This window comes from Micromonospora sp. LA-10, from assembly GCF_051853095.1.
Taxonomy (GTDB): domain Bacteria; phylum Actinomycetota; class Actinomycetes; order Mycobacteriales; family Micromonosporaceae; genus Micromonospora; species Micromonospora echinospora_A.
Map to the genome: position 1 here is coordinate 5445926 of NZ_CP195710.1, position 18891 is coordinate 5464816.

The following is an 18891-nucleotide window of genomic DNA, read 5'->3' on the forward strand; positions in this document are numbered from 1 at the left end:
GGCAATAATGACCGCGTGACTGCGGCCCCAGCCATTGACAAGAGCCGGATCCACTCCCTGACCCGACCCAACATGGTCAGCGTCGGGACGATCGTGTGGCTCTCCAGCGAACTCATGTTCTTCGCGGCGCTGTTCGCGATGTACTTCTCCATCCGCGCGGCTGCGCCGGAGCAGTGGGAGAAGCACACCGAGGTGCTGAACATCCCGTACGCGACCACGTTCACGGTGATCCTGGTGCTCTCCTCGATCACCTGTCAGATCGGCGTGTTCGCGGCCGAGCGCGGCGACGTCCACGCCCTGCGGCGTTGGTTCACGATCACGTTCATCATGGGTCTGATCTTCGTACTCGGTCAGCTGAACGAGTACCGGACCCTGGTGCACGAGGGCGTGAAGATCAACGAAGACGGCTACGGGTCGATGTTCTACCTCACCACCGGATTCCACGGTCTGCACGTGACCGGCGGTCTGGTCGCCTTCATCATCTTCATGATCCGCACCACCATGGGCCGGTTCACCCCGGCGCAGGCGACCTCGGCGATCGTCGTGTCCTACTACTGGCACTTCGTGGACGTCGTGTGGATCGGGCTCTACGCCATGATCTACTGGCTCCAGTGATCTTGGCGCGTCACGAACCGCGCCGCTGCTCCGTCCCCTGAGACAAGGTCCAACCGGTTAAGGACACAGGTCATGACTTCTGACAACGACCGCCGACGCGGTCTGCTCGCGCGGCTGCGCGGGCGGCCCGTAGCGCGCAGCAGGGGCCGCCGCCGGCTGGGCGCCGCGGTCCGGCTGTTCGCCGCGCTGATGCTGGCCGGCGGTGCCTACACCGTCTTCGCCCCCGGCGTGCAGGCGCAGGACAACCCGCCGTTGACCGCCGCAGGCAACGAGGGTAAGGCGCTGTTCGACGTGAGCTGTGTGACCTGTCACGGTCGCAACGCCCAGGGCGTCGAGGGCCGTGGTCCGAGCCTGATCGGCGTCGGGTCCTCCTCGGTGGAGTTCCAGGTGAGCAGCGGTCGCATGCCGATGGCCCGGCAGGAGGCCCAGGCCATGCGCAAGCCGCCGCAGTTCACCGACGAGCAGGTGCGCCAGCTCGGGCAGTACATCCAGGAGCTCGGTGGCGGTCCGGAGGTGCCCAACGGCAACCTGCGTGAGGGCGCCAACCTGGCCACCGGTGGCGAGCTGTTCCGGATCAACTGCTCGCAGTGCCACGCCTTCGGCGGTGGCGGCGGCGCGCTGTCCTCCGGCAAGTACGCGCCGAGCCTCGCGCCGGCCAGCGACCGGCAGATCTACGCCGCGATGCTGAGCGGCCCGCAGAACATGCCGGTGTTCGGTGACAACCAGATCACGCCCGAGGAGAAGGCGGACATCATCGCCTACATCCAGGAGACGCTGAAGCACGACGGCGACCCGGGCGGTTTCAACCTGGGCCGCTACGGCCCGTCGACCGAGGGCATCGCGATCTTCCTGGTCGGTATCGTCGCGCTGGTCTTCGCGAGCCTGTGGATTGCGGGCAAGTCGTGACCGGACGGATCAATGGTTCCAGTGCTGTGGCGCCGACCCCCGGCGTCACCCGTAGCGAGGTGACGGCATGAGCACCCACACCGAGCACCAGGCCCAGCGTGGCCCGGAGCCGCTCGACGTGAACGACCCCCGGCTCTCCCGGTTCGAGGTCGTTCAGGAGGGCGCCCGGCGGGACGACATCGAGATCGTCCACTACGAGCCGCAGGTGGTCCCGGGCAGCAAGGCCGAGCGCCGGCTGACCCGTACCGTCGCCCTGATGTTCCTGCTGACCGGCGTCTTCGCGACCGCCTTCCTGGTGGTCTACATCTGGTGGCCGTGGCAGTGGGAGCCGGGTCGCGGCGGCGACAAGCTCTACACGCCGCTGCTCGGCGTGACGCTCGGCCTGGCGCTGCTCGGCATCGGCTTCGGCATCCTGACCTGGGGCAAGAAGCTGCTGCCCAAGGAGGTGTCGATCCAGGACCGGCACGATCAGGTCGACGACCCGGACGGTCGCAAGATCACCGGTGAGACCATGCTCTACCTGGCCGACGAGATGGGCGTACGCCGCCGGCCGCTGCTCGGCATCTCGCTGCTCGCCGGTCTCGCGCCGGTTGGCGCGGTGGCCGCCGCGCCGCTGATCGGTGGCCTGATCGAGCAGCCGCACAAGAACAACCAGATGTTCACCACCGGCTTCCAGCCGGGCGAGGGCGGCAAGAAGATCCGGCTGATCCGTGAGGACGGCCGTCCGATCCGCCCCGCCGACGTCAGCGTCGGTGGCCAGCTCACCGTGTTCCCGGGCATCGACGGCGGCGTCAGCAACAAGCACGCCGACTCGCCCACCCTGCTCATCCACCTGCGGGAGGACGACGCGCAGAAGTCGCGCGCCGCGAACGAGCGCAAGGGCCACGGCGACTACATGTGGGGCAACTACGTCGCGTACTCCAAGATCTGTACGCACGCCGGCTGCCCGGCCAGCCTCTACGAGCAGCAGACCAACCGCCTGCTCTGCCCCTGCCACCAGTCCCAGTTCCTCATCACCGACAACGCCAAGCCGATCTTCGGCCCGGCGAACCGGCCGCTGCCGCAGCTGCCGATCGAGGTGGACGAGGAGGGCTTCTTCGTGGCGAAGTCCGACTACACCGAGACCATCGGTCCCGACTTCTGGGAGCGGCCATGAAGCGCCGAAAGTTTGATGCCGCCGCGCTGCCGGCCAAGAGCGCGCGGGCGGTGGACGACCGCTTCCAGGTGGCCACGCCCCTGCGCAAGCTGCTGAACAAGGTCTTCCCCGACCACTGGTCGTTCCTGCTGGGCGAGATCGCGCTCTTCTCGTTCATCGTCCTGCTGCTGACCGGCGTCTTCCTGACGTTCTTCTTCGAGCCGACGATGACCGAGGTCATCTACAACGGCAGCTATGCGCCGCTGCGGGGCACCCCGATGTCGGCCGCGTACGCCTCCAGCCTGGACATCTCGTTCGATGTCCGGGGTGGCCTGATCATGCGGCAGATGCACCACTGGGCGGCGCTGCTGTTCATGGCCGCGATCGTGGTGCACATGCTGCGGGTGTTCTTCACCGGCGCGTTCCGCAAGCCGCGTGAGACCAACTGGATCATCGGCTCGCTGCTGTTCTGGGTCGGCTTCCTGGCCGGCTTCACCGGTTACTCGCTGCCGGACGACGGCCTGTCCGGCACCGGTCTGCGGATCGCCTCCGCGATCATCCTGTCGATCCCGGTGATCGGTTCCTGGGTCAGCTCGTCGATCTTCGGCGGGGAGTTCCCCGGCACCATCATCATCAGCCGCTTCTTCATCGCCCACGTGCTGCTCGTCCCGGGTCTGCTGGTGGCGCTGATCAGCGTGCACCTCGGCCTGGTGTTCAAGCAGAAGCACACCCAGTGGCCCGGCCCCGGCCGGACCAACGAGAACGTGGTCGGCGAGCGGATGTTCCCGCGCTACGCGCTCAAGCAGGGCGGCTTCTTCATGGTCGTCTTCGGCGTGATCGCGCTGATGGGCGGCATGTTCCAGATCAACCCGATCTGGCTGTTCGGCCCGTACGAGGCGTGGGTGGTCTCGGCGGCCAGCCAGCCCGACTGGTACGTCATGTTCCTGGACGGCTCGACCCGACTCATGCCGGGCTGGGAGATCCACATCCCGATCGGCAACGGGTACGTCATCCCACCGCTGTTCTGGCCGACAGTGGTCCTACCCGGCATCCTGGTGGGCCTGTCGACGATGTACCCGTTCCTGGAGGCGCGCCGCCTCAAGGACTACAAGCACCACAACCTGCTCCAGCGGCCCCGGGACGTTCCGGCCCGGACCGCCGTGGGCGCCATGGCGCTGGCCTTCTACATCGTGCTGACGCTCTCCGGCGCCAACGACGTCATCGCCGACAAGTTCCACATCAGCCTGAACGCGATGACCTGGGCGGGCCGGATCGGCCTGCTGATCCTGCCGCCGATCGCGTACTACATCACGTACCGGATCTGCCTGGGTCTGCAGCAGCACGACCGGGAGGTGCTGGCCCACGGCGTGGAGACCGGCATCATCAAGCGGCTGCCCGACGGCCGGTTCGTCGAGGTCCACCAGCCGCTCACCTCGGCCGAGGGGCACGACGGTCACCCGCCGGCGCTGGACTACGTTGGCTGGGTGGTGCCGAAGAAGATGAACCGGCTCGGTGCCCTCGGCCCGGCGATCCGGGGCTTCTTCTACCCGATCGAGAAGCCGGCCGAGGCGCCGGTCTCGCCGGGGCACCCGCCGGTCGAGGACCGGCCGGAGCGGGAGGAGATCGGCAGCGGCGAGAGCCGTCGCTGACCTTCCCGGTACGACTGACAGTGGCGCCCGCCGGATCATCCGGCGGGCGCCACTGCCGTCTTCCGCACCTGTCGTCCGGTTGTGCCCGCCCGGCGCCCGGCGCGCGGTGCACCGGTCCCCGCCGCCCCCCGACACGGACGGGTGGAATCGCAGGAATAACCCCGGTCAGCCGGGTATCCGTGCGGTCCGACGTCTCATGGGGGAGGAAAGATGCTGGGAATCAAACGCCTGGGCCTGATGGCCGCGCTGGTGGTCGTGGGGCTGGCGCCCGCCGCCGCGGCGCAGGCCGCGGCGCAGCCGTCGACGCAGGACACGCAGTACCTGCAGGCGGTGCACCAGGTCAACCTGTTCGAGATCACCGCCGGTAACCTGGCCCAGCAGAAGGGCCAGAACCAGCAGGTCAAGGACCTGGGCAAGATGTTCGTCACGGACCACACTCAGCTGGACCAGACGGTGCAGTCGACCGCCCAGCAGCTCAACGTGCAGCTGCCGGCCGACCCGACCACCGACCAGCAGAAGGTCCTCGACAAGTTGAACAACCTCAACGGGGCCGAGTTCGACAAGGCCTGGGTGACCGCGCAGCTCGCCGGCCACGTCCAGGCCATCCAGGCCACCCAGACCGAGATCTCGCAGGGCTCGGAGCAGTCGGTGGTGCAGATCGCGCAGGACGCGCTGCCGGTCCTGCAGGCGCACTACGACGCGCTGGTGGCCCTGGCCCAGACGCTGGGTGTCCCGGTTCCGCAGACCAGTGCCAGCGGCACGCCCAGCCCGGGCGGCACCACGTCCCCGGGCACCGAGTCGCCGGCTCCGGGCGGCACCGAGACCGAGGAGCCCGCTCCGGGCACCACGGAAACCCCGGTGCCCAGCCAGAGCTGACGTACCGCACGGTCGACGGTGACCGGTCCGCCCACCAGGGCGGGCCGGTCACCGGCTCGTGTCAGTCGGCGCTCGCGAGCCCGATCGCGAACGCCTCCTCCAGGTCGTGCTGGGAGTAGGCGCGGAAGGCGATGTGCGACTCGGTGTTCAGCACACCCGGCACCTTCGAGATGCTGCCGGCGATGACCTGCGCGATCTGCTCGAACTCCCGGACGCGGACCATGGCGATCAGGTCGACGTGCCCGGCCACCGAGTAGACCTCGCTGACGCCGGGCAGGTTGGCCAGGGTCTCGGCCACCTCGGGGATGGAGTCGGTGGCGCAGTCGATCAGCACGATCGCGGTGATCACGGGACGGTTCTCCGTTCGTCGGCGACGAGGCCCATGCTAGAGCCAGCGGCCCTCAGCGCGCCGCCGGGACGGTCAGGTCGCCCCCGGCCCGGATCACCCGGTGGAGGCGTTCCCCGGCCGCGACGCGCGCGCCCGGCCACACCACGGACCGGTCGGCGTCGCCGTGCACGCGCGCGCCCGCCCCCACCACCGACGCCGTGACCCGGCCGGTCACTGTCGCCGACGGGTCCACCAGCCCGTCCGGGCCGGCGGCGTGCAGGTTGGCGTCCAGGTAGTCGGCCGGGGTGCCGGTGTCGTAGAACGTGCCCCGGTAGGGCACCACCGTCAGCGCGCCGGCCGCCTCCGCGGGCCGCCACACCGCCCGGACCAGGTCGCCGAACGTGGCCGGCAGGTCGCGGACCAGCCGCCAGGGCAGCAGCGAGAAACCCACGAACTCGTGGCCGTCGAAGGTCCCGGGGGCGTCCGGGTCGTCGGCGGGCCGGCCGAGCAGGCGTACGCCGTGCCCGTCCCAGCCGTCCAGCAGCGCGGCGATGTCCGGCCCGGGCGGGGCCAGGGGATCGGCCAGGTACGCGTCGGCGTTGCCGACCAGCACGCCCCGGCCGGCGATCCAGTCGCGCAGCCGGCCCACACCACCGGCGGTGCCCAGCGGGGCGTCCGGCTCGACCGACAGGTGGACCCGGTCGCCCACCCGCGCGACCACCTGGTCACCCAGGTAGCAGGCGTTCACCGCGACCCGTTCCGGACCGGCCAGGCCGAGTCCGGCCAGCCGGGCCAGCGCCCGGTCCAGCAGCGGAACGTTGCCGACCGGGCAGAGCGCCTTCGGCACCCGCTCGGTGAGCGGGCGCAGCCGGGTGCCCTCGCCGGCGGCCAGCACCACCGCGCACACCTCGACCCCCGCCGCCGGGGCGCCCGCGTACGGGACCGGGGTGCTCACGCGGCCGGCGGGGTCTCGCCGGCGCGCGGGCCGATGCCGTAGTAGCCCAGCAGGTTGGCGGTGGCGCGGCTGAGCCGGGGCAGGTCGTCCAGCGGGTGGAAGGCGGCCTCGAAGACCTCGGCGCCGTCGACCTTCAGTTCGGTGCTCGACGCCGGCACTTCCGCCTCGAAGACCACGTCCACCCAGCCCTTGGCGTGCACCACCGCGTTCGGCACCGCCGGGCGCAGCGCGTCGGGGGACAGGCGGACGCCGGACTCCTCGTACAGCTCGCGGGCGGCGCCGACCACCGGGGCCTCGCCGCGTTGCAGCAGCCCGGCGGGCAGCGTCCAGCTGTAGCCGGGCGGCTGGCGCAGCAGCAGGATCCGGCCCGCGCCGGTGGCCTCCGCGTCCCGGACCAGCGTGACCGCGCCGACGATGTACTTCGGCACGACCAGCCGCACCAGCCGCCGCCGCAGCGGAACCGGAAGCCGGTAGAAGATCTGGTAGCCGATGGCCCGTCCGGTGGCACGCGCGCGGGGGATCATGTGGTCCAGGCTAGTGGCCGCGGAGCGGACGCGGGCGAACCGGCTTCGCCTACTGCCGGTGGTCGACCAGGTCGATCAACTGCTGGACCACGGTGTCCGGCTCGACGATGCGGTCGAAGACCGCCACCAGCATCGTCTCCAGGTCGGGGTAGCCCAGTTCCTCGGACAGCCGCAGCAGCGGCAGGTCGCTGGCCAGACCCCGGCTGTGCTTGCGCAGCGCCAGGCCGATGGAGGCCCGGCCCAGGCGTACCTTGTCGGCGATCGAGATGCCCGGCTCGGTGTGCTCGGCGAACCAGCGGTTGATCTGCATCTGGGCGTGCGGGGACTTGACGAAGCCCAGCCACTCCCGGCGCGGGCCGCGCGGAGCCGTGTCGGCCTCGAAGCCGCTCTCCGTGTCGCGCTCGGTGTAGATCTCCACCACGTCGCCCTCCTCCAGTTCGGAGGAGAGCGGGGCGAGCCGGCCGTTGATCCGGGCCGCCAGGCAGTGGTCGCCGCGCTCGGTGCCCAGCTCGTACGCGAGGTCGACCGGGGTGGCCCCGGCCGGCAGCACCACCTGCCGCCCGTCGGCGACGACCTGGATCTGCGCCTCGGACAGGTCGCAGCGCAGCGACTCCATGAACTGGGTCGGGTCGACCGTCTCCTGCTCCCAGTCGAGCACCCGGCGCAGCCAGGCCAGCTCGTCCGCCCGGTCGACGGCCCGGCCCGCGGCCCGGGGGAAGCGGTAGTGGGCGGCCACGCCGTACTCCGCGGAGCGGTGCATCTCGGTGGTGCGGATCAGCACCTCGACCGTGCGGTCCTGCGGGCCGCAGACGCTCGTGTGCAGGGAGCGGTAGAGGTTGTTCTTCGGGGAGGCGATGAAGTCCTTGAACCGGCCCGGCACCGGCCGCCAGAGCCCGTGCACGGCGCCCAGCGCGGCGTAACAGTCGGTCGCCGGACCGTCCACCACGATCGCGATACGCGGCAGGTCGTACGGAGCCGCGTGGCCGCCGGCGACGGTGTCCTTCCAGATCGAGTAGAGGTGGCGCGGGCGGGGCGAGACGTCGGCGTCGACCCGGTTGCGGCGCAGCGCGACTCGGGTGCGGGCCACCACGTCGGCGAGGTAGGCGTCCCAGCCGGGCCGGTCGTGCACGAAGCGGGCGATCCGGGCGTGCTCCTCCGGCCGCAGGTGCAGCAGGACCACGTCGTCCAGCTCGCGTTTGAGCGTCTGGATGCCGAGCCGGTCGCAGAGCGGGACCAGGACCTCCTGGGTCTTGCGGGCGATCCGCTCCCGGGAGGCGGCCGAGCGGACCCCGAGCGTGCGCATGTTGTGCAGCCGGTCGGCCAGCTTGATCACCAGGACCCGGACGTCCTTGCCGGCCGCCACGATCATCTTGCGGACGGTCTCCGCCTCGGCGGCCTTGCCGTAGAACGCCTTGTCGAACTTCGTCACCCCGTCGACCAGGTGGGCGACCTCGCGGCCGAAGTCCTCCTGGAGCGCCTGAAGCGTGTAGCGGGTGTCCTCCACCGTGTCGTGCAGCAGCGCGGCGACCAGCGTGATGGTGTCCATGCCGAGGTCGGCGCAGATCTGCGCCACCGCAAGCGGGTGCGTGATGTACGGCTCACCGCTCTTGCGGAACTGACCGCGGTGCATGTTCTCGGCGATCGTGTAGGCGCGGCGCAGCACCGAGGCGTCGGCGCTCGCGTGGATGCCCCGGTGGGCGCGGACCAGTGTGGTGACCGGGTCACCGTCGGCGGTCGGCCAGGTGAGCAGGGAACGCAGGCGGCGGGTGAGCGGTAGTTCGCCCTGGGCTGGAAGCGCGCCACCCAGGGCGGCGCCGTGTCCGGCGTCGACGTCCACCTGGGACACCTCCTCACCCCGGCCCTCGGCCGCCGGGAACCGGCGGCCGGGAGCAGAGCCCGCGAATCGGGCAGGTCTGCACTCCTTTAACAGACTAAGGGAGCCGAGGTAGTCCGATCGGTCAGTTGGTCATGAGCGTTCGGTCGAGACTTTGTGCGATCCGCCGCTCTCCGCCTTCGCCAGCAGGTCACGGAAACGCCCCGCCCCGGCCACCGGCGAGGCCCATCCGGCGGTCGTCTCGACCAGGCGGGTCTCCGGTCGCTCCAACCAGGACAGGATCCGCTCGGTCTCCTCGGCGGTCGCGGACGGCACCGGCCCGTGCCCGGGCAGCACCGTCTCGGCGGTGGCCCGGATCGCGGCGATCGTCGGTCGCGGGTGGACACCCGGCGGGGACACCCCCGCCCCCGCGAGCCGGCCGTGCCGGACCAGCGCCAGCTCCCAGCCGCCCCGGGCCGCCGGGCGGGCGGCGGCCAGCTCTTCGATGCCGGTCAGCGCGGCCAGCCGCTGCATCCGGACCGCCGCGCGCAGCACCGCCACCAGCCGGCCGCGGACCACGGCCGCCTCCTCGTAGCGCTGGGCGGCCGACAGCACCTCGATGCGGTCGAGCAGCGCGTCCACCACCACACCGGGGTCGTCGCGGGTGGCGGTGCGAAACGGCGTCGCCGCTGCGTCGTCGTACTCCTCCGGGGTGATCTTGTGCTCGCAGGGCGCCGGGCAGCGACCCAGCTCGGCCAGCGCGCACGCGGGCATGGTCGTGCGCCGGGACAGCCGGTGGGTGCACTGGCGCAGCGGCACCGCGTCGTGGAAACCGGCGGCGGCCAGCTCGGCGGCCTGCCGGGACCGGAACGGCCCCAGGTAGGCCGTGTCGGTCGGCGCGATGTCGCGCACGATCGACAACCGGGGGTACGCCTCGTCGGTGAGCTTCAGCCACACCTGGCGCTCCGGATACTTCGACCGGCGGTTGTACGGCGGCGCGTGCGCCGCGATCAGCCGCAGCTCGCGGACCTCCGCCTCCAGCGAGTGGGCGCACTCGACCGCCTCCACGCGCTCGGCGGCGGCGAGCATCTCGGAGATCCGGGCCCGCTTCTCCGCGGCGGTGAAGTAGCTGCGCACCCGGGTGGCGATGTCGCCGGACGTGCCGACGTAGAGCGGCCGGTCGTCGGCGGCCCGGAAGATGTAGACGCCCGGCACCTTGGGCAGCCCGTCGGCGAGGTGCCGCTTGCGGCGCTGGGTGGGGGTGACCGCGCGGGCGAACTCGATCGCCTCGCCGACGGTGTCGACCCGGTGCCCGCCGAGGCGGCCGATCAGCCCGTGCAGCACGTCGACGGTGGCCTTGGCGTCGTCCAGCGCCCGGTGCGTGGGCTGGGTCGCGGTGCGGAAGTAGGCGGCGAGCGTGCCCAGCTTGCGGTTGGGCACCTCGTCGCGGGTGAGCACCCGCCGGGCCAGCGCGGCCGTGTCCAGCACCCGGGGGTTGGGCCAGCGGTAGCCGTGCTTCGCGCAGGCCGCCTTGAGGAACCCCACGTCGTACGGCGCGTTGTGGGCCACCAGCACAGCGTCGGTGACGAACTCCAGGAAGCTCGGCAGCACCTGCTCGATCGGCGGGGCGGGCAGCAGCATGGCCTGGGTGATGCCGGTCAGCACGGTGATGAACGGCGGGATCGGCACGCCCGGGTTGACCAGCGTGGCGAGCACGCCCAGCTCCTCGCCGCCGCGCACCTTCACCGCGCCGATCTCGGTGATCCCGCCGCCGTCCGGCGCGCCGCCGGTGGTCTCCAGGTCGACCACCACGAAGGTGGTCGCGTAGAGCGGCAGCGCCGGGTCCACCCCGCTGCCCGCCGCAGTGTCCAGGCCGGCCAGCGACTCCTGGACGAACTCCGCTCGTGTCACCCGCGGGACGCTAGCGGCACGGTCCGACACTCCCGTCACTGCGGCCCCAGGAGATACCACGGGGGTACGATGAGAGATCGGCTCACTCACCGGGCGGTGGGCCCGTTCGGGGTGGGAGACTTGCCTCATGCCCCTTACCGAGCCGCACGACGACCACTCCTCCGCGGAGGAGCCGGTGGTCGGCGTGCCCGGTGCAGGTGAGGACGCCCCGACCCCGGTCGAGCCCGAGCCGACCCTGCCCGAGCCGGTCCGGCAGCGGATCGTGACGCTCACCGCCGCCGTGCTGCCCGGCCTGCCCGCCGACGAGGTGCCGGTGCCGCTGCGGCGAGTCGCCAAGTTCGCCCCGAACCGCCGCGCCCGCCTCGGCGCGCCCGCGATCGCCGCCCAGCTCACCGCCGACCCGCTGTTCCGGCAGCGGATCACCGCCCGGGTGCTGGCCGACGCCGGCGACCTCGGCGCGGCTGTGGTGGAGGGCACCGCCCCGGCCGCCGCCGACCCGGTCGAGGTGGCCGCCCTGGCCTACCTGGCCCGGCCCCGCGGCTGGCGGGAACTGATCGAGGCCAGCGGCGAGGCGGTACGCGCCGAGGCCGACAGCGCGGTCGTGGCCGAACTGGTCCGCGAGGCCGAGCAGCGGGCCGCCCGCGCCGAGCACGACCGGGCGGTGGCCCGGGTGGAGGCGGAGAAGCTGCGCGACGAGCTGGCCCGGGTCCGGGAGGAGCTGGGTCAGCTCCGCGAGGAGGCCCGCCAGTTGACACGTACCCTGCGGGAGACCCAGGCCCGCGAGCGCAAGGCCACCGAACTGCTCGCCACCGAGCGCGGCCGGGCGGCCCGCGCCGCCGCCGACGCGGACGCCGAGCTGCGCCGCGCCCGGGCCCGGCTGGCCGAGGCGGAGGCCGCCGCCGGCGTGGCCCGGGCCAGCGCCAAGGAGGCCCGCTCGGTCGACGACGCGCGGCTGTGGCTGCTGCTGGAGACCATCGGTCAGGCCGCCGTGGGGCTGCGCCGGGAACTGGCGCTCGACCCGGTGGACAAGCTACCGGCCGACTTCGTCGCCGACGCGTTCGCCGAGCAGCCGGGCGCCGCGGCGGCCGGGCCGTCGACGCGGGCCCGCGACACCGACGACCCGGCCCGCCTCGACCAACTCCTCGCGCTGCCCCGGGCGCACCTGGTGGTGGACGGCTACAACGTCACCAAGCGCGGCTTCGGCGAGATGTCGCTGGAGCAGCAGCGCAAGCGGCTGATCACCGGGCTGGGCGGGATCGCCGCGCAGACCGGGGACGAGGTCACAGTGGTCTTCGACGGCGCGGAGCGGATGCACGGCCTGCCCCCGGCGCCGCGCGGCGTGCGGGTGCTGTTCTCCCGCAAGGGCGAGACCGCCGACGAGCTGATCCGCCGGCTGGTCCGCGCCGAGCCGGCCGGGCGGCCGGTGGTGGTGGTCTCCTCCGACCGCGAGGTCGCCGACGGGGTACGCCGGCACGGCGCGTACCCGCTGGGCGCCGACTCGCTGCTGCGGCGCCTGGCGCGTTCCTGACCTTCGCCGCGTCGCGTTCCTTGCTTGATCGACTGCAGGTCGGGGAGGTGGCGGGGTCGGGCGCGTGCTGATCGCGCCACTTCGGCGTACTGGTTCGGGTTCGCGGCGGGTGCTGCCTCGTTGTCCGGTTCTGTCGTACCCGAGCGTTAGCGTTCTGGTGACCGACGGTGGTGGCCCCTTCCCCGAGCGCCACCGGCGACCCGTCAGGAGGCGTTGATGCTCATCGACTGCGACACCTGCGGCAACCGCGGCGCCGGCTGCTCCGGCTGCCTGGTGACCGCACTGCTCGACTCCGACCCGGCCGACCTGGGCCCGGCCGAGCACCGGGCGATCGAGGTGTTCGCGCGGGCCGGGTTCGAGGTCGAGGTGCTGCCACCCGCGCCCGCCGTGGCGCCGGCTCCGAGACGGGCGCCGGCACCCCGCCGCACCGGCCGCCGCCGGATCGCCTGACGTTCCCGCCGCCTGTCCGCTGCCCGGGGACCGGGCCGGGGCCGTGCCGTAGCTGTGCCGTGAGCGACGCCGGGTCGCGTGGACCGGGCCGGGGCCGTGCCGTGGCTGGGCCTCAGCGGCACCGGGCCGCGTGGACCGGGCCGGAAGCCGTGCGGTAGCTGTGCCCGAGCGACGCCGCGTCCCGTGGACCGGGCCGGGAGCCGTGCCCTAGCTGGGCCGGAGCAGATGCCGGGCCGCGCGGTAGGGACGGTCCTCGGGCACGCCGGCCCGAGCGCGCGCCGGGCAATAGGATGAGCGGTCACGGCGGGAGGGGACGGCATGACGCGGACCGGGCACGACGGCGAGGCGGGGCGGTGACTCCGCGCGCGTGGGCCCTGCTGACCCTGGCCGGCCTGGCGGTGGCGCTGCTCGTGGCGACGGCGCTGCTGGTGCCGTGGAGCCGGCCGCCCGCGCCGCGAGCCGACCAGCTGGCGGCGCTGCGGGAGCTACCGGCCGAGCAGGTGGCCCGGGGCCGCGCGTTCCACGGCGCGCTGCGCCCGGCGGCCTGGTCGGCGCTGGCGGTCGGGCTGGTGGTGGCGCTGCTGCTCGGCCTCACCCCGCTGGGCGGGCGCCTGGTCGAACTGGCCGGCCGGCCCTTCGGCGGGCACTGGATCGCGCAGGCCGTGCTCGGCGGGCTGGCCGTCATGTTCCTCGCCGACCTGCTCACCCTGCCCTTCGCGGCCTGGCGGCGCACCGTGCTGGTCCGCTACGGGCTGAGCACCCAGAGCTGGGGCGGCTGGACGGTCGACCTGCTCAAGTCGTACGCGGTGAGCGCGGTGATCGGCGCGCTGGTGCTGCTCGGCTTCTACACCGTGATCCGGCTGGCCCCGCGCTGGTGGTGGGCGTTCGGCGCGGCCGGCGCGGCGGCCCTGGTGGTGGTGCTGTCCTTCGTGCTGCCGGTGCTCGTCGAGCCGGTGTTCAACCGGTTCACCCCGATGGAGCCGGGCCCGCTGCGCAGCGAGCTGACCGCGATGGCGGCCCGCGACGGCGTACCGGTGCGCGACGTGCTCGTCGCCGACGCGTCCCGGCGCACCCGGGCGGTGAACGCGTACGTCTCCGGGCTCGGGCCGACGCGGCGGGTGGTCGTCTACGACACGCTGCTGCGTGAGGCGGAACCGGCGGAGGTGACGAGCGTGGTCGCCCACGAGCTGGGGCACGCAAAGGACCGGGACGTGTGGACCGGCACGCTGCTCGGCGCGCTCGGCGCCGCCGCCGCGGTGGTGGCGCTCTACCTGATCGGCTCCTGGACGCCGCTGCTGCGACTCGCCGGCGTCGACTCGATCGCCCAGCCGCGCGCGTTCCCGCTGCTGATCGCGCTGGTCACGGTGGCCGGGCTGCTCACCACGCCGGTGCAGGCGCTGGTCTCGCGCCGGATCGAGTCGCGGGCCGACGCGCACGCGCTGGCGCTCACCGGTGACCCGGCGACGTTCGAGGCGATGCAGCGCCGGCTGGCCGGGGTCAACCTGGCCGATCCCGACCCGCCGCGCTGGGAGCACCTCTGGTCGGCGACCCACCCGTCCACCGTGGAGCGGATGGCCGCCGCCCGCGCCTACGCCAGGGAGTCCGGCCGATGAGCCGCACCTTGCTGATCACCAACGACTTCCCGCCGCGCCCCGGCGGCATCCAGTCGTTCGTGCACAACCTCGCGGTACGCCAGCCGTCCGGCTCGGTGGTGGTCTACGCGTCGAGCTGGCGCGGGGCGGAGAAGTTCGACGCCGACCAGCCGTTCGAGGTCGTCCGGGAACGGACCCGGGTGCTGCTGCCCACGCCGCTGATCGCCCGGCGGGCGGCGCGGCTGGCCCGCGCGTACGACTGCGACACGGTCTGGTTCGGCGCGGCGGCCCCGCTGGGGCTGCTCGCGACGGGCCTGCGGCGGCGGGCCGGGATCCGCCGGGCGGTGGCGCTGACGCACGGGCACGAGGTCGGATGGGCGGCGCTGCCAGGCGCCCGCTCGGCGCTGCGCCGCATCGGCAAGGGCGTGGACGTGACCACCTACCTCGGCGAGTACACGCGGACGCGGCTGGCCCGCGTGCTGGACGGGCTGACCGAGCTGCGCCGGCTCGCGCCCGGCGTGGACGTGGAGACCTACCACCCGGAGGTCGACGGCACGAAGGTCCGCGAGCGGCTCGGGCTGGCCGACCGGCCGGTGGTGGTGTGCGTGTCGCGGCTGGTGCCCCGCAAGGGCCAGGACATGCTGATCCGCGCGCTGCCGGAGATTCGCCGCCGGGTGCCCGGCGCCGCGCTGCTGGTGGTCGGCGGCGGGCCGTACCGCTCGACGCTGGAGAAGCTGGCCCGGCAGACCGGGCTGGAACACGACGTGGTGTTCACCGGCTCGGTGCCGTCGGAGGCGCTGCCCGCCCACTACGCGGCCGGTGACGTCTACGCGATGCCCTGCCGCACCCGCAACCGGGGCCTGGACGTGGAGGGCCTCGGGATCGTCTACCTGGAGGCGGGGGCCACCGGGCTGCCGGTGGTGGCCGGCGACTCCGGGGGCGCGCCGGACGCGGTCCGCGACGGCGAGACCGGGTTCGTGGTCGGCGGCCGGGACGTGGCCCAGATCGCCGACCGGGTGGCCACGCTGCTCGCCGACCGGGACCTGGCCCAGCAGTTCGGCGCGGCCGGCCGGGCCTGGGTGGAGCGGGAGTGGCGCTGGGAGACGCAGGCGCAGCGGATGGCCGCGCTGCTGGCCGGCTGACCACCGCCCCCGGCAGTGGCTCCGGCACGGCGGCCGGTCCGCCTCAGGAGACGGCTTCGACGTGCACGGGCATCCGGCCCAGGTGTGGCGCTGCCGGGCCGGGGCGGCCGAAGTGCCAGCCCTGCCCGGCGTCGCAGCCGATCGCGCGCAGCCGGTCGGCCTGGTCGGCCGTCTCCACGCCCTCGGCGGTGACGGTCAGGCCCAGCGCGTGCGCCAGCGAGACGAGCGAGGCGAGGATCCGCTCGTCGGTGCCGCTGTCCGGCGCGCGCAGGCCGGTGACGAACTCGCCGGCCACCTTCAGCTCGTCGACCGGCAGGTCCCGCAGGTACGCGAGGTTGCAGTAGCCGGTGCCGAAGTCGTCGATGGCGACCCGCACGCCCAGGTCACCGAGCACCCGCAGCGCCCGCACCGGCTCGACCACGGTGCTCATCATGGTGCTCTCGGTGATCTCCAGTTGCAGCCGGCGTGGCGGCAGGCCGGTGCGGCCGAGCACGCCGCGTACTTCGGGCACCAGGTCGGCCCGGTGCAACTGGCGTACGGCGAGGTTGACGCTGACGAACGGCGCGTCGCCGTCGACCGCCGACCAGGTGCCCGCCTCGCGGCACGCCTCGGCCAGCACCCAGCTGCCGAGCGGGACGATCAGCCCGGTCTCCTCGGCCAGCGGGATGAAGCTGTCCGGCCGCAGCACACCCAGCTCGGGGTGGCGCCAGCGCACCAGCGCCTCCATGCCGAGCACCCGCCCGTCGCGCAGGGACGTCAGCGGCTGGTAGTCGAGGTAGAACTCGCCCCGGTCCAGCGCGGCGGGGATCGCCGCGGACAGCGCGTACCGGGCCAGGTCGCGGCGGTTGCGGTCGGCGTCGAACAGCGACCAGCGGGCCCCGCCGGCGGCCTTGGCCCAGTGCAGCGTGCTGTCGGCCGCCCGCATCAGCTCCATCGGGGAGGTGCCCGCGACCGGGCGTTCCACGATGCCGATGCTCGCCGAGACGGTCAGCTCGTGGCCGTCGACGAGCGCCGGCTCGCGTACCGCGGCCAGCGCCGCCTCGGCGACCCGCACCGCGTCGTCGGTGCCGGTCGTGCGCTCGATCAGGATCACGAACTCGTCGCCACCGAGCCGGGCCACCAGATGCTCGCCGAGCGCCTCGTGCAGCCGCTGCGCCACCGCCACCAGCAGCGAGTCGCCGACCTGGTGGCCGAGGGAGTCGTTGACGACCTTGAACCGGTCCAGGTCGAGGAAGCAGACGCCGACCCGGTCGGCGCCCCGGGTGATCGCGGCGGCCAGCCGCTCGGTGAACAGCGTGCGGTTGGGCAGGCCGGTGAGCGGGTCGTGGGTGGCCTGGTGCCGGAACCGGGCCTCGCTGTCGCGCAGCGCCCGTTCCGCGTGCGCCCGGGCGATCATGGCGGCCCGGCGGATGGACTCCTGCTCGTCGAGCGTGCGGTCGCGCAGCGCGCGGGCGTACCCGGTGGCGACGGTGGCGAGCAGCCGCGCCATCCGGTCCTCGACGTCGTCGACGACAAGGTCGAGGTCGCGGACCAGGCGCAGCTGGATCACCTCGACGGTGCGGCCCAGCCCTTCGGCGGAGGCGATGTGGGCGTGCACCAGTTCCGCGCCGACCTGCTGGCCGATCCGCAGGTCGAACGGCTCGGCCCGCAGCGCCTGGGCCAGCCGTTCGGTGAGCCGTTGCAGCATCTCCTCCAGCTGCGTCTGCGTCATCGGCAGGTAGCTGGTCCCGGAGACGGCCTTCGCCCAGGCCCGGGCGAACACGCCGGGCCGGCAGCGGGTCGCGTCGTCACCCACCGAGCCGCCCGACGCCGCCCATGAAGACCGCCCGCTCGGCGTTCTCGGCCTGGTCGGGGGAGTCCGGCCGCCACTGCGGCACCCACACCACGCCCGGGTCGACCAGCTCGAAGCCGTCGAAGAGCGCGGCCAGCTCGCCGCGGCTGCGGATCCAGAGCTGGCTGTCGGTGCGCCGGTAGACCCGCTCCGCCTCGGCCCGCTCGCCGGTGCCGGCGCGGCCGTCGTCGCTGGCCTGGGAGAGCACCAGGTGGCTGCCGGGCGCGAGCGCCGCGCGCAGCGTCCGCAGGATCTCCTCGGGGCGGTCGGTGTCCGGGATGAAGTGCAGCACCGCCACGATCATCACCGCGACCGGCCGGCTGAAGTCCAGCAGCCGGGTGACCTCCGGATGGGCCAGGATCGCCTCGGGGCGGCGCAGGTCCTCCTGGAGCACCACGGCGCGATCGTTGCCGGCCAGGATCTCCTGGCTGTGCGCCACCGCCACCGGGTCCACGTCGACGTAGACGACGCGCGACTCCGGGTCGATGCGCTGGGCGATCTCGTGCACGTTGCCGACGGTGGGGATGCCGGAGCCGATGTCGAGGAACTGGCGGATGCCGGTCCCGGCGAGGTACTGCACCGCCCGGCGCAGGAACGCGCGGTTGGCCTGGGCCATCAGCGGGGCCTCCGGCACCGCCTCGACCATCGCCCGGGCGGCGGCCCGGTCGGCGGCGAAGTTGTGCGAGCCGCCGAGGTAGTAGTCGTACATGCGGGCGACGCTGGGGCGTTCGATGTCGATCGTCTCGGGTGCCCAGTCCGGCCGCTGCATGTCCTGCCCCTCGGGTGTCGACGACGCGCGGCCGTCACCGCCGCGCGGATCACCCGGGTATTCTGCCCCTCCGCCGTCGTGGTGCAAAGACCGTCGTCGCTTTGCGTCCGGCTGTTCACCGTGCGCGGTCGGCCGCACCCGCGACGCCGAAGAGGCCCGCGTCCGTGCGGACGGGGCCTCTTCCGGCGGTGTGCCTCAGAACTTGGGCGCGTCCGGGGCCTCGAGCAGGCCCAGCCGCAGCGCGGTCATCAGCGCCTGCGCCCGGTTGGCCGCGCCCAGCTTCTCGTAGAGCTTGGAGATGTGGGTCTTGGCGGTCGACTCGCTGACGAACAGCTGCTTGGCGATGCCGGCCACGCTCATGCCGTCGGCGAGCAGCCGCAGCACCTGGCCCTCGCGGGGGGACAGCTGCGGGCCGGACGGGGCCAGCCGGCGCTTCATCGCCTCGGCCAGGTCGGCGGCGGTGAACGCGCTGGGGGAGGAGGCGGCGTGCCGGGCGGCGGCGACCACCTCGTCGGCCGGCGCGGTCTTCGGCACGAAGGCGCTCGCGCCGGCCTCCAGGGCGCCGAAGAGCTGGTCGTCGCCGGCGTACATGGTGAGCACGACGATGCCCATCGACGCGCTGGACTTGCGCAGGGCGCGGGTGGCCTCCAGGCCGCTGCCGTCGGGCAGGCGCAAGTCCATGATCACCACGTCGGGCTGGAGCGCGCCGGCCTGGCGCACGCCCTCCGCGGCGGTGGCGGCCTCGCCCACGACCTCGAACTGGCGGTCACGCTCGAAGGCGTGCCGCAGGCCCTTGCGGATGAGGTCGTGGTCGTCGACTAGGAGAACCTTGGTACGGGTGGCCGGTGTCGGACTGCTGGTCATCCT

The 18891-nt window shown here is 73.2% G+C and carries 17 protein-coding genes; 9 read left to right on the forward strand and 8 right to left on the reverse strand.

The genetic code is table 11. The features are described 5' to 3' along the window. The first annotated feature begins 15 nt into the window (after positions 1-15). The 5 genes from ctaE to ACSDG8_RS25750 all read left to right on the forward strand — a co-directional run bounded on the left by ctaE (position 16) and on the right by ACSDG8_RS25750 (position 5181). Positions 16-615, forward strand: coding sequence for an aa3-type cytochrome oxidase subunit III (ctaE, locus tag ACSDG8_RS25730; protein WP_030500142.1), 600 nt, complete (start codon positions 16-18; stop codon positions 613-615). A 72-nt stretch (positions 616-687) separates the two neighbouring features. Then, positions 688-1521, forward strand: a complete 834-nt coding sequence (qcrC, locus tag ACSDG8_RS25735; RefSeq protein ID WP_210897120.1) for a cytochrome bc1 complex diheme cytochrome c subunit — start codon at positions 688-690, stop codon at positions 1519-1521. 67 nt (positions 1522-1588) lie between these two features. Next, entirely contained in the window at positions 1589-2677 is a 1089-nt protein-coding gene (gene qcrA / locus ACSDG8_RS25740) for a cytochrome bc1 complex Rieske iron-sulfur subunit (RefSeq protein WP_210897118.1), read from the forward strand. Beyond that, positions 2674-4305: a cytochrome bc1 complex cytochrome b subunit gene (qcrB, locus tag ACSDG8_RS25745; RefSeq protein WP_210897116.1), complete on the forward strand. Its 1632-nt coding sequence runs from the start codon at positions 2674-2676 to the stop codon at positions 4303-4305. The genes qcrA and qcrB overlap by 4 nt, the downstream gene beginning before the upstream one ends. Positions 4306-4515: 210 nt before the next feature. Beyond that, positions 4516-5181 (forward strand): DUF4142 domain-containing protein, encoded by a 666-nt coding sequence (locus ACSDG8_RS25750; RefSeq protein WP_210897114.1) that lies wholly within the window; start codon positions 4516-4518, stop codon positions 5179-5181. Between the two features lie 61 nt (positions 5182-5242). Here ACSDG8_RS25750 and ACSDG8_RS25755 read toward each other — a convergent pair whose 3' ends face one another. The 5 genes from ACSDG8_RS25755 to ACSDG8_RS25775 all read right to left on the reverse strand — a co-directional run bounded on the left by ACSDG8_RS25755 (position 5243) and on the right by ACSDG8_RS25775 (position 10712). Further along, positions 5243-5530 carry an Lrp/AsnC family transcriptional regulator gene (locus ACSDG8_RS25755; RefSeq protein WP_043329379.1) on the reverse strand — a complete coding sequence of 96 codons (288 nt, stop codon included), beginning with the start codon at positions 5528-5530 and terminating at the stop codon, positions 5243-5245. A gap of 52 nt (positions 5531-5582) precedes the next feature. Beyond that, a complete protein-coding gene (locus tag ACSDG8_RS25760) occupies positions 5583-6464 on the reverse strand; it encodes a nucleotidyltransferase family protein (protein ID WP_307856191.1) in 882 nt (293 codons plus the stop codon). Next, entirely contained in the window at positions 6461-6988 is a 528-nt protein-coding gene (locus ACSDG8_RS25765) for an NUDIX hydrolase (RefSeq protein ID WP_210897112.1), read from the reverse strand. Before ACSDG8_RS25765 ends, ACSDG8_RS25760 begins: the two co-directional genes overlap by 4 nt. A 49-nt stretch (positions 6989-7037) precedes the next feature. Continuing rightward, positions 7038-8825 carry a RelA/SpoT family protein gene (locus ACSDG8_RS25770; RefSeq protein ID WP_210897110.1) on the reverse strand — a complete coding sequence of 596 codons (1788 nt, stop codon included), beginning with the start codon at positions 8823-8825 and terminating at the stop codon, positions 7038-7040. A gap of 129 nt (positions 8826-8954) precedes the next feature. After that, entirely contained in the window at positions 8955-10712 is a 1758-nt protein-coding gene (locus tag ACSDG8_RS25775; RefSeq protein ID WP_210897108.1) for a DEDD exonuclease domain-containing protein, read from the reverse strand. A gap of 127 nt (positions 10713-10839) precedes the next feature. Here ACSDG8_RS25775 and ACSDG8_RS25780 point away from each other — a divergent pair, with 127 nt between their 5' ends. From ACSDG8_RS25780 to ACSDG8_RS25795, 4 genes are all read left to right on the forward strand, one after another. Next, the gene (locus tag ACSDG8_RS25780; protein WP_210897106.1) at positions 10840-12240 is read left to right on the forward strand and encodes an NYN domain-containing protein; all 1401 of its coding nucleotides are present in this window, start codon (positions 10840-10842) and stop codon (positions 12238-12240) included. Between the two features lie 216 nt (positions 12241-12456). Then, positions 12457-12690, forward strand: a complete 234-nt coding sequence (locus ACSDG8_RS25785) for a hypothetical protein (protein WP_210897104.1) — start codon at positions 12457-12459, stop codon at positions 12688-12690. A 353-nt stretch (positions 12691-13043) separates the two neighbouring features. Continuing rightward, positions 13044-14303 carry a M48 family metallopeptidase gene (locus tag ACSDG8_RS25790; RefSeq protein WP_210897102.1) on the forward strand — a complete coding sequence of 420 codons (1260 nt, stop codon included), beginning with the start codon at positions 13044-13046 and terminating at the stop codon, positions 14301-14303. Next, a complete protein-coding gene (locus ACSDG8_RS25795) occupies positions 14300-15424 on the forward strand; it encodes a glycosyltransferase family 4 protein (RefSeq protein WP_210897100.1) in 1125 nt (374 codons plus the stop codon). The genes ACSDG8_RS25790 and ACSDG8_RS25795 overlap by 4 nt, the downstream gene beginning before the upstream one ends. Positions 15425-15467: 43 nt before the next feature. On the opposite strand, the gene ACSDG8_RS25800 is transcribed toward ACSDG8_RS25795, so the two are convergent. The 3 genes from ACSDG8_RS25800 to ACSDG8_RS25810 form a co-directional block, all read right to left on the reverse strand. Continuing rightward, positions 15468-17219 carry a putative bifunctional diguanylate cyclase/phosphodiesterase gene (locus ACSDG8_RS25800; protein WP_210897098.1) on the reverse strand — a complete coding sequence of 584 codons (1752 nt, stop codon included), beginning with the start codon at positions 17217-17219 and terminating at the stop codon, positions 15468-15470. Next, positions 17212-18024, reverse strand: a complete 813-nt coding sequence (locus ACSDG8_RS25805; protein WP_210897096.1) for an SAM-dependent methyltransferase — start codon at positions 18022-18024, stop codon at positions 17212-17214. The genes ACSDG8_RS25800 and ACSDG8_RS25805 overlap by 8 nt, the downstream gene beginning before the upstream one ends. Positions 18025-18219: 195 nt before the next feature. Beyond that, entirely contained in the window at positions 18220-18888 is a 669-nt protein-coding gene (locus tag ACSDG8_RS25810) for a response regulator transcription factor (protein WP_013287678.1), read from the reverse strand. Positions 18889-18891 lie beyond the last annotated feature (3 nt).

Coding starts and splice junctions, on each gene's coding strand:
- qcrC (WP_210897120.1), top strand. CDS start 688: ATGACTTCTGACAACGACCGCCGACGCGGTCTGCTCGCGCGGCTGCGC.
- qcrA (WP_210897118.1), top strand. CDS start 1,589: ATGAGCACCCACACCGAGCACCAGGCCCAGCGTGGCCCGGAGCCGCTC.
- qcrB (WP_210897116.1), top strand. CDS start 2,674: ATGAAGCGCCGAAAGTTTGATGCCGCCGCGCTGCCGGCCAAGAGCGCG.
- ACSDG8_RS25750 (WP_210897114.1), top strand. CDS start 4,516: ATGCTGGGAATCAAACGCCTGGGCCTGATGGCCGCGCTGGTGGTCGTG.
- ACSDG8_RS25765 (WP_210897112.1), bottom strand. CDS start 6,988: ATGATCCCCCGCGCGCGTGCCACCGGACGGGCCATCGGCTACCAGATC.
- ACSDG8_RS25780 (WP_210897106.1), top strand. CDS start 10,840: ATGCCCCTTACCGAGCCGCACGACGACCACTCCTCCGCGGAGGAGCCG.
- ACSDG8_RS25785 (WP_210897104.1), top strand. CDS start 12,457: ATGCTCATCGACTGCGACACCTGCGGCAACCGCGGCGCCGGCTGCTCC.
- ACSDG8_RS25795 (WP_210897100.1), top strand. CDS start 14,300: ATGAGCCGCACCTTGCTGATCACCAACGACTTCCCGCCGCGCCCCGGC.
- ACSDG8_RS25805 (WP_210897096.1), bottom strand. CDS start 18,024: ATGCAGCGGCCGGACTGGGCACCCGAGACGATCGACATCGAACGCCCC.
- ACSDG8_RS25810 (WP_013287678.1), bottom strand. CDS start 18,888: ATGACCAGCAGTCCGACACCGGCCACCCGTACCAAGGTTCTCCTAGTC.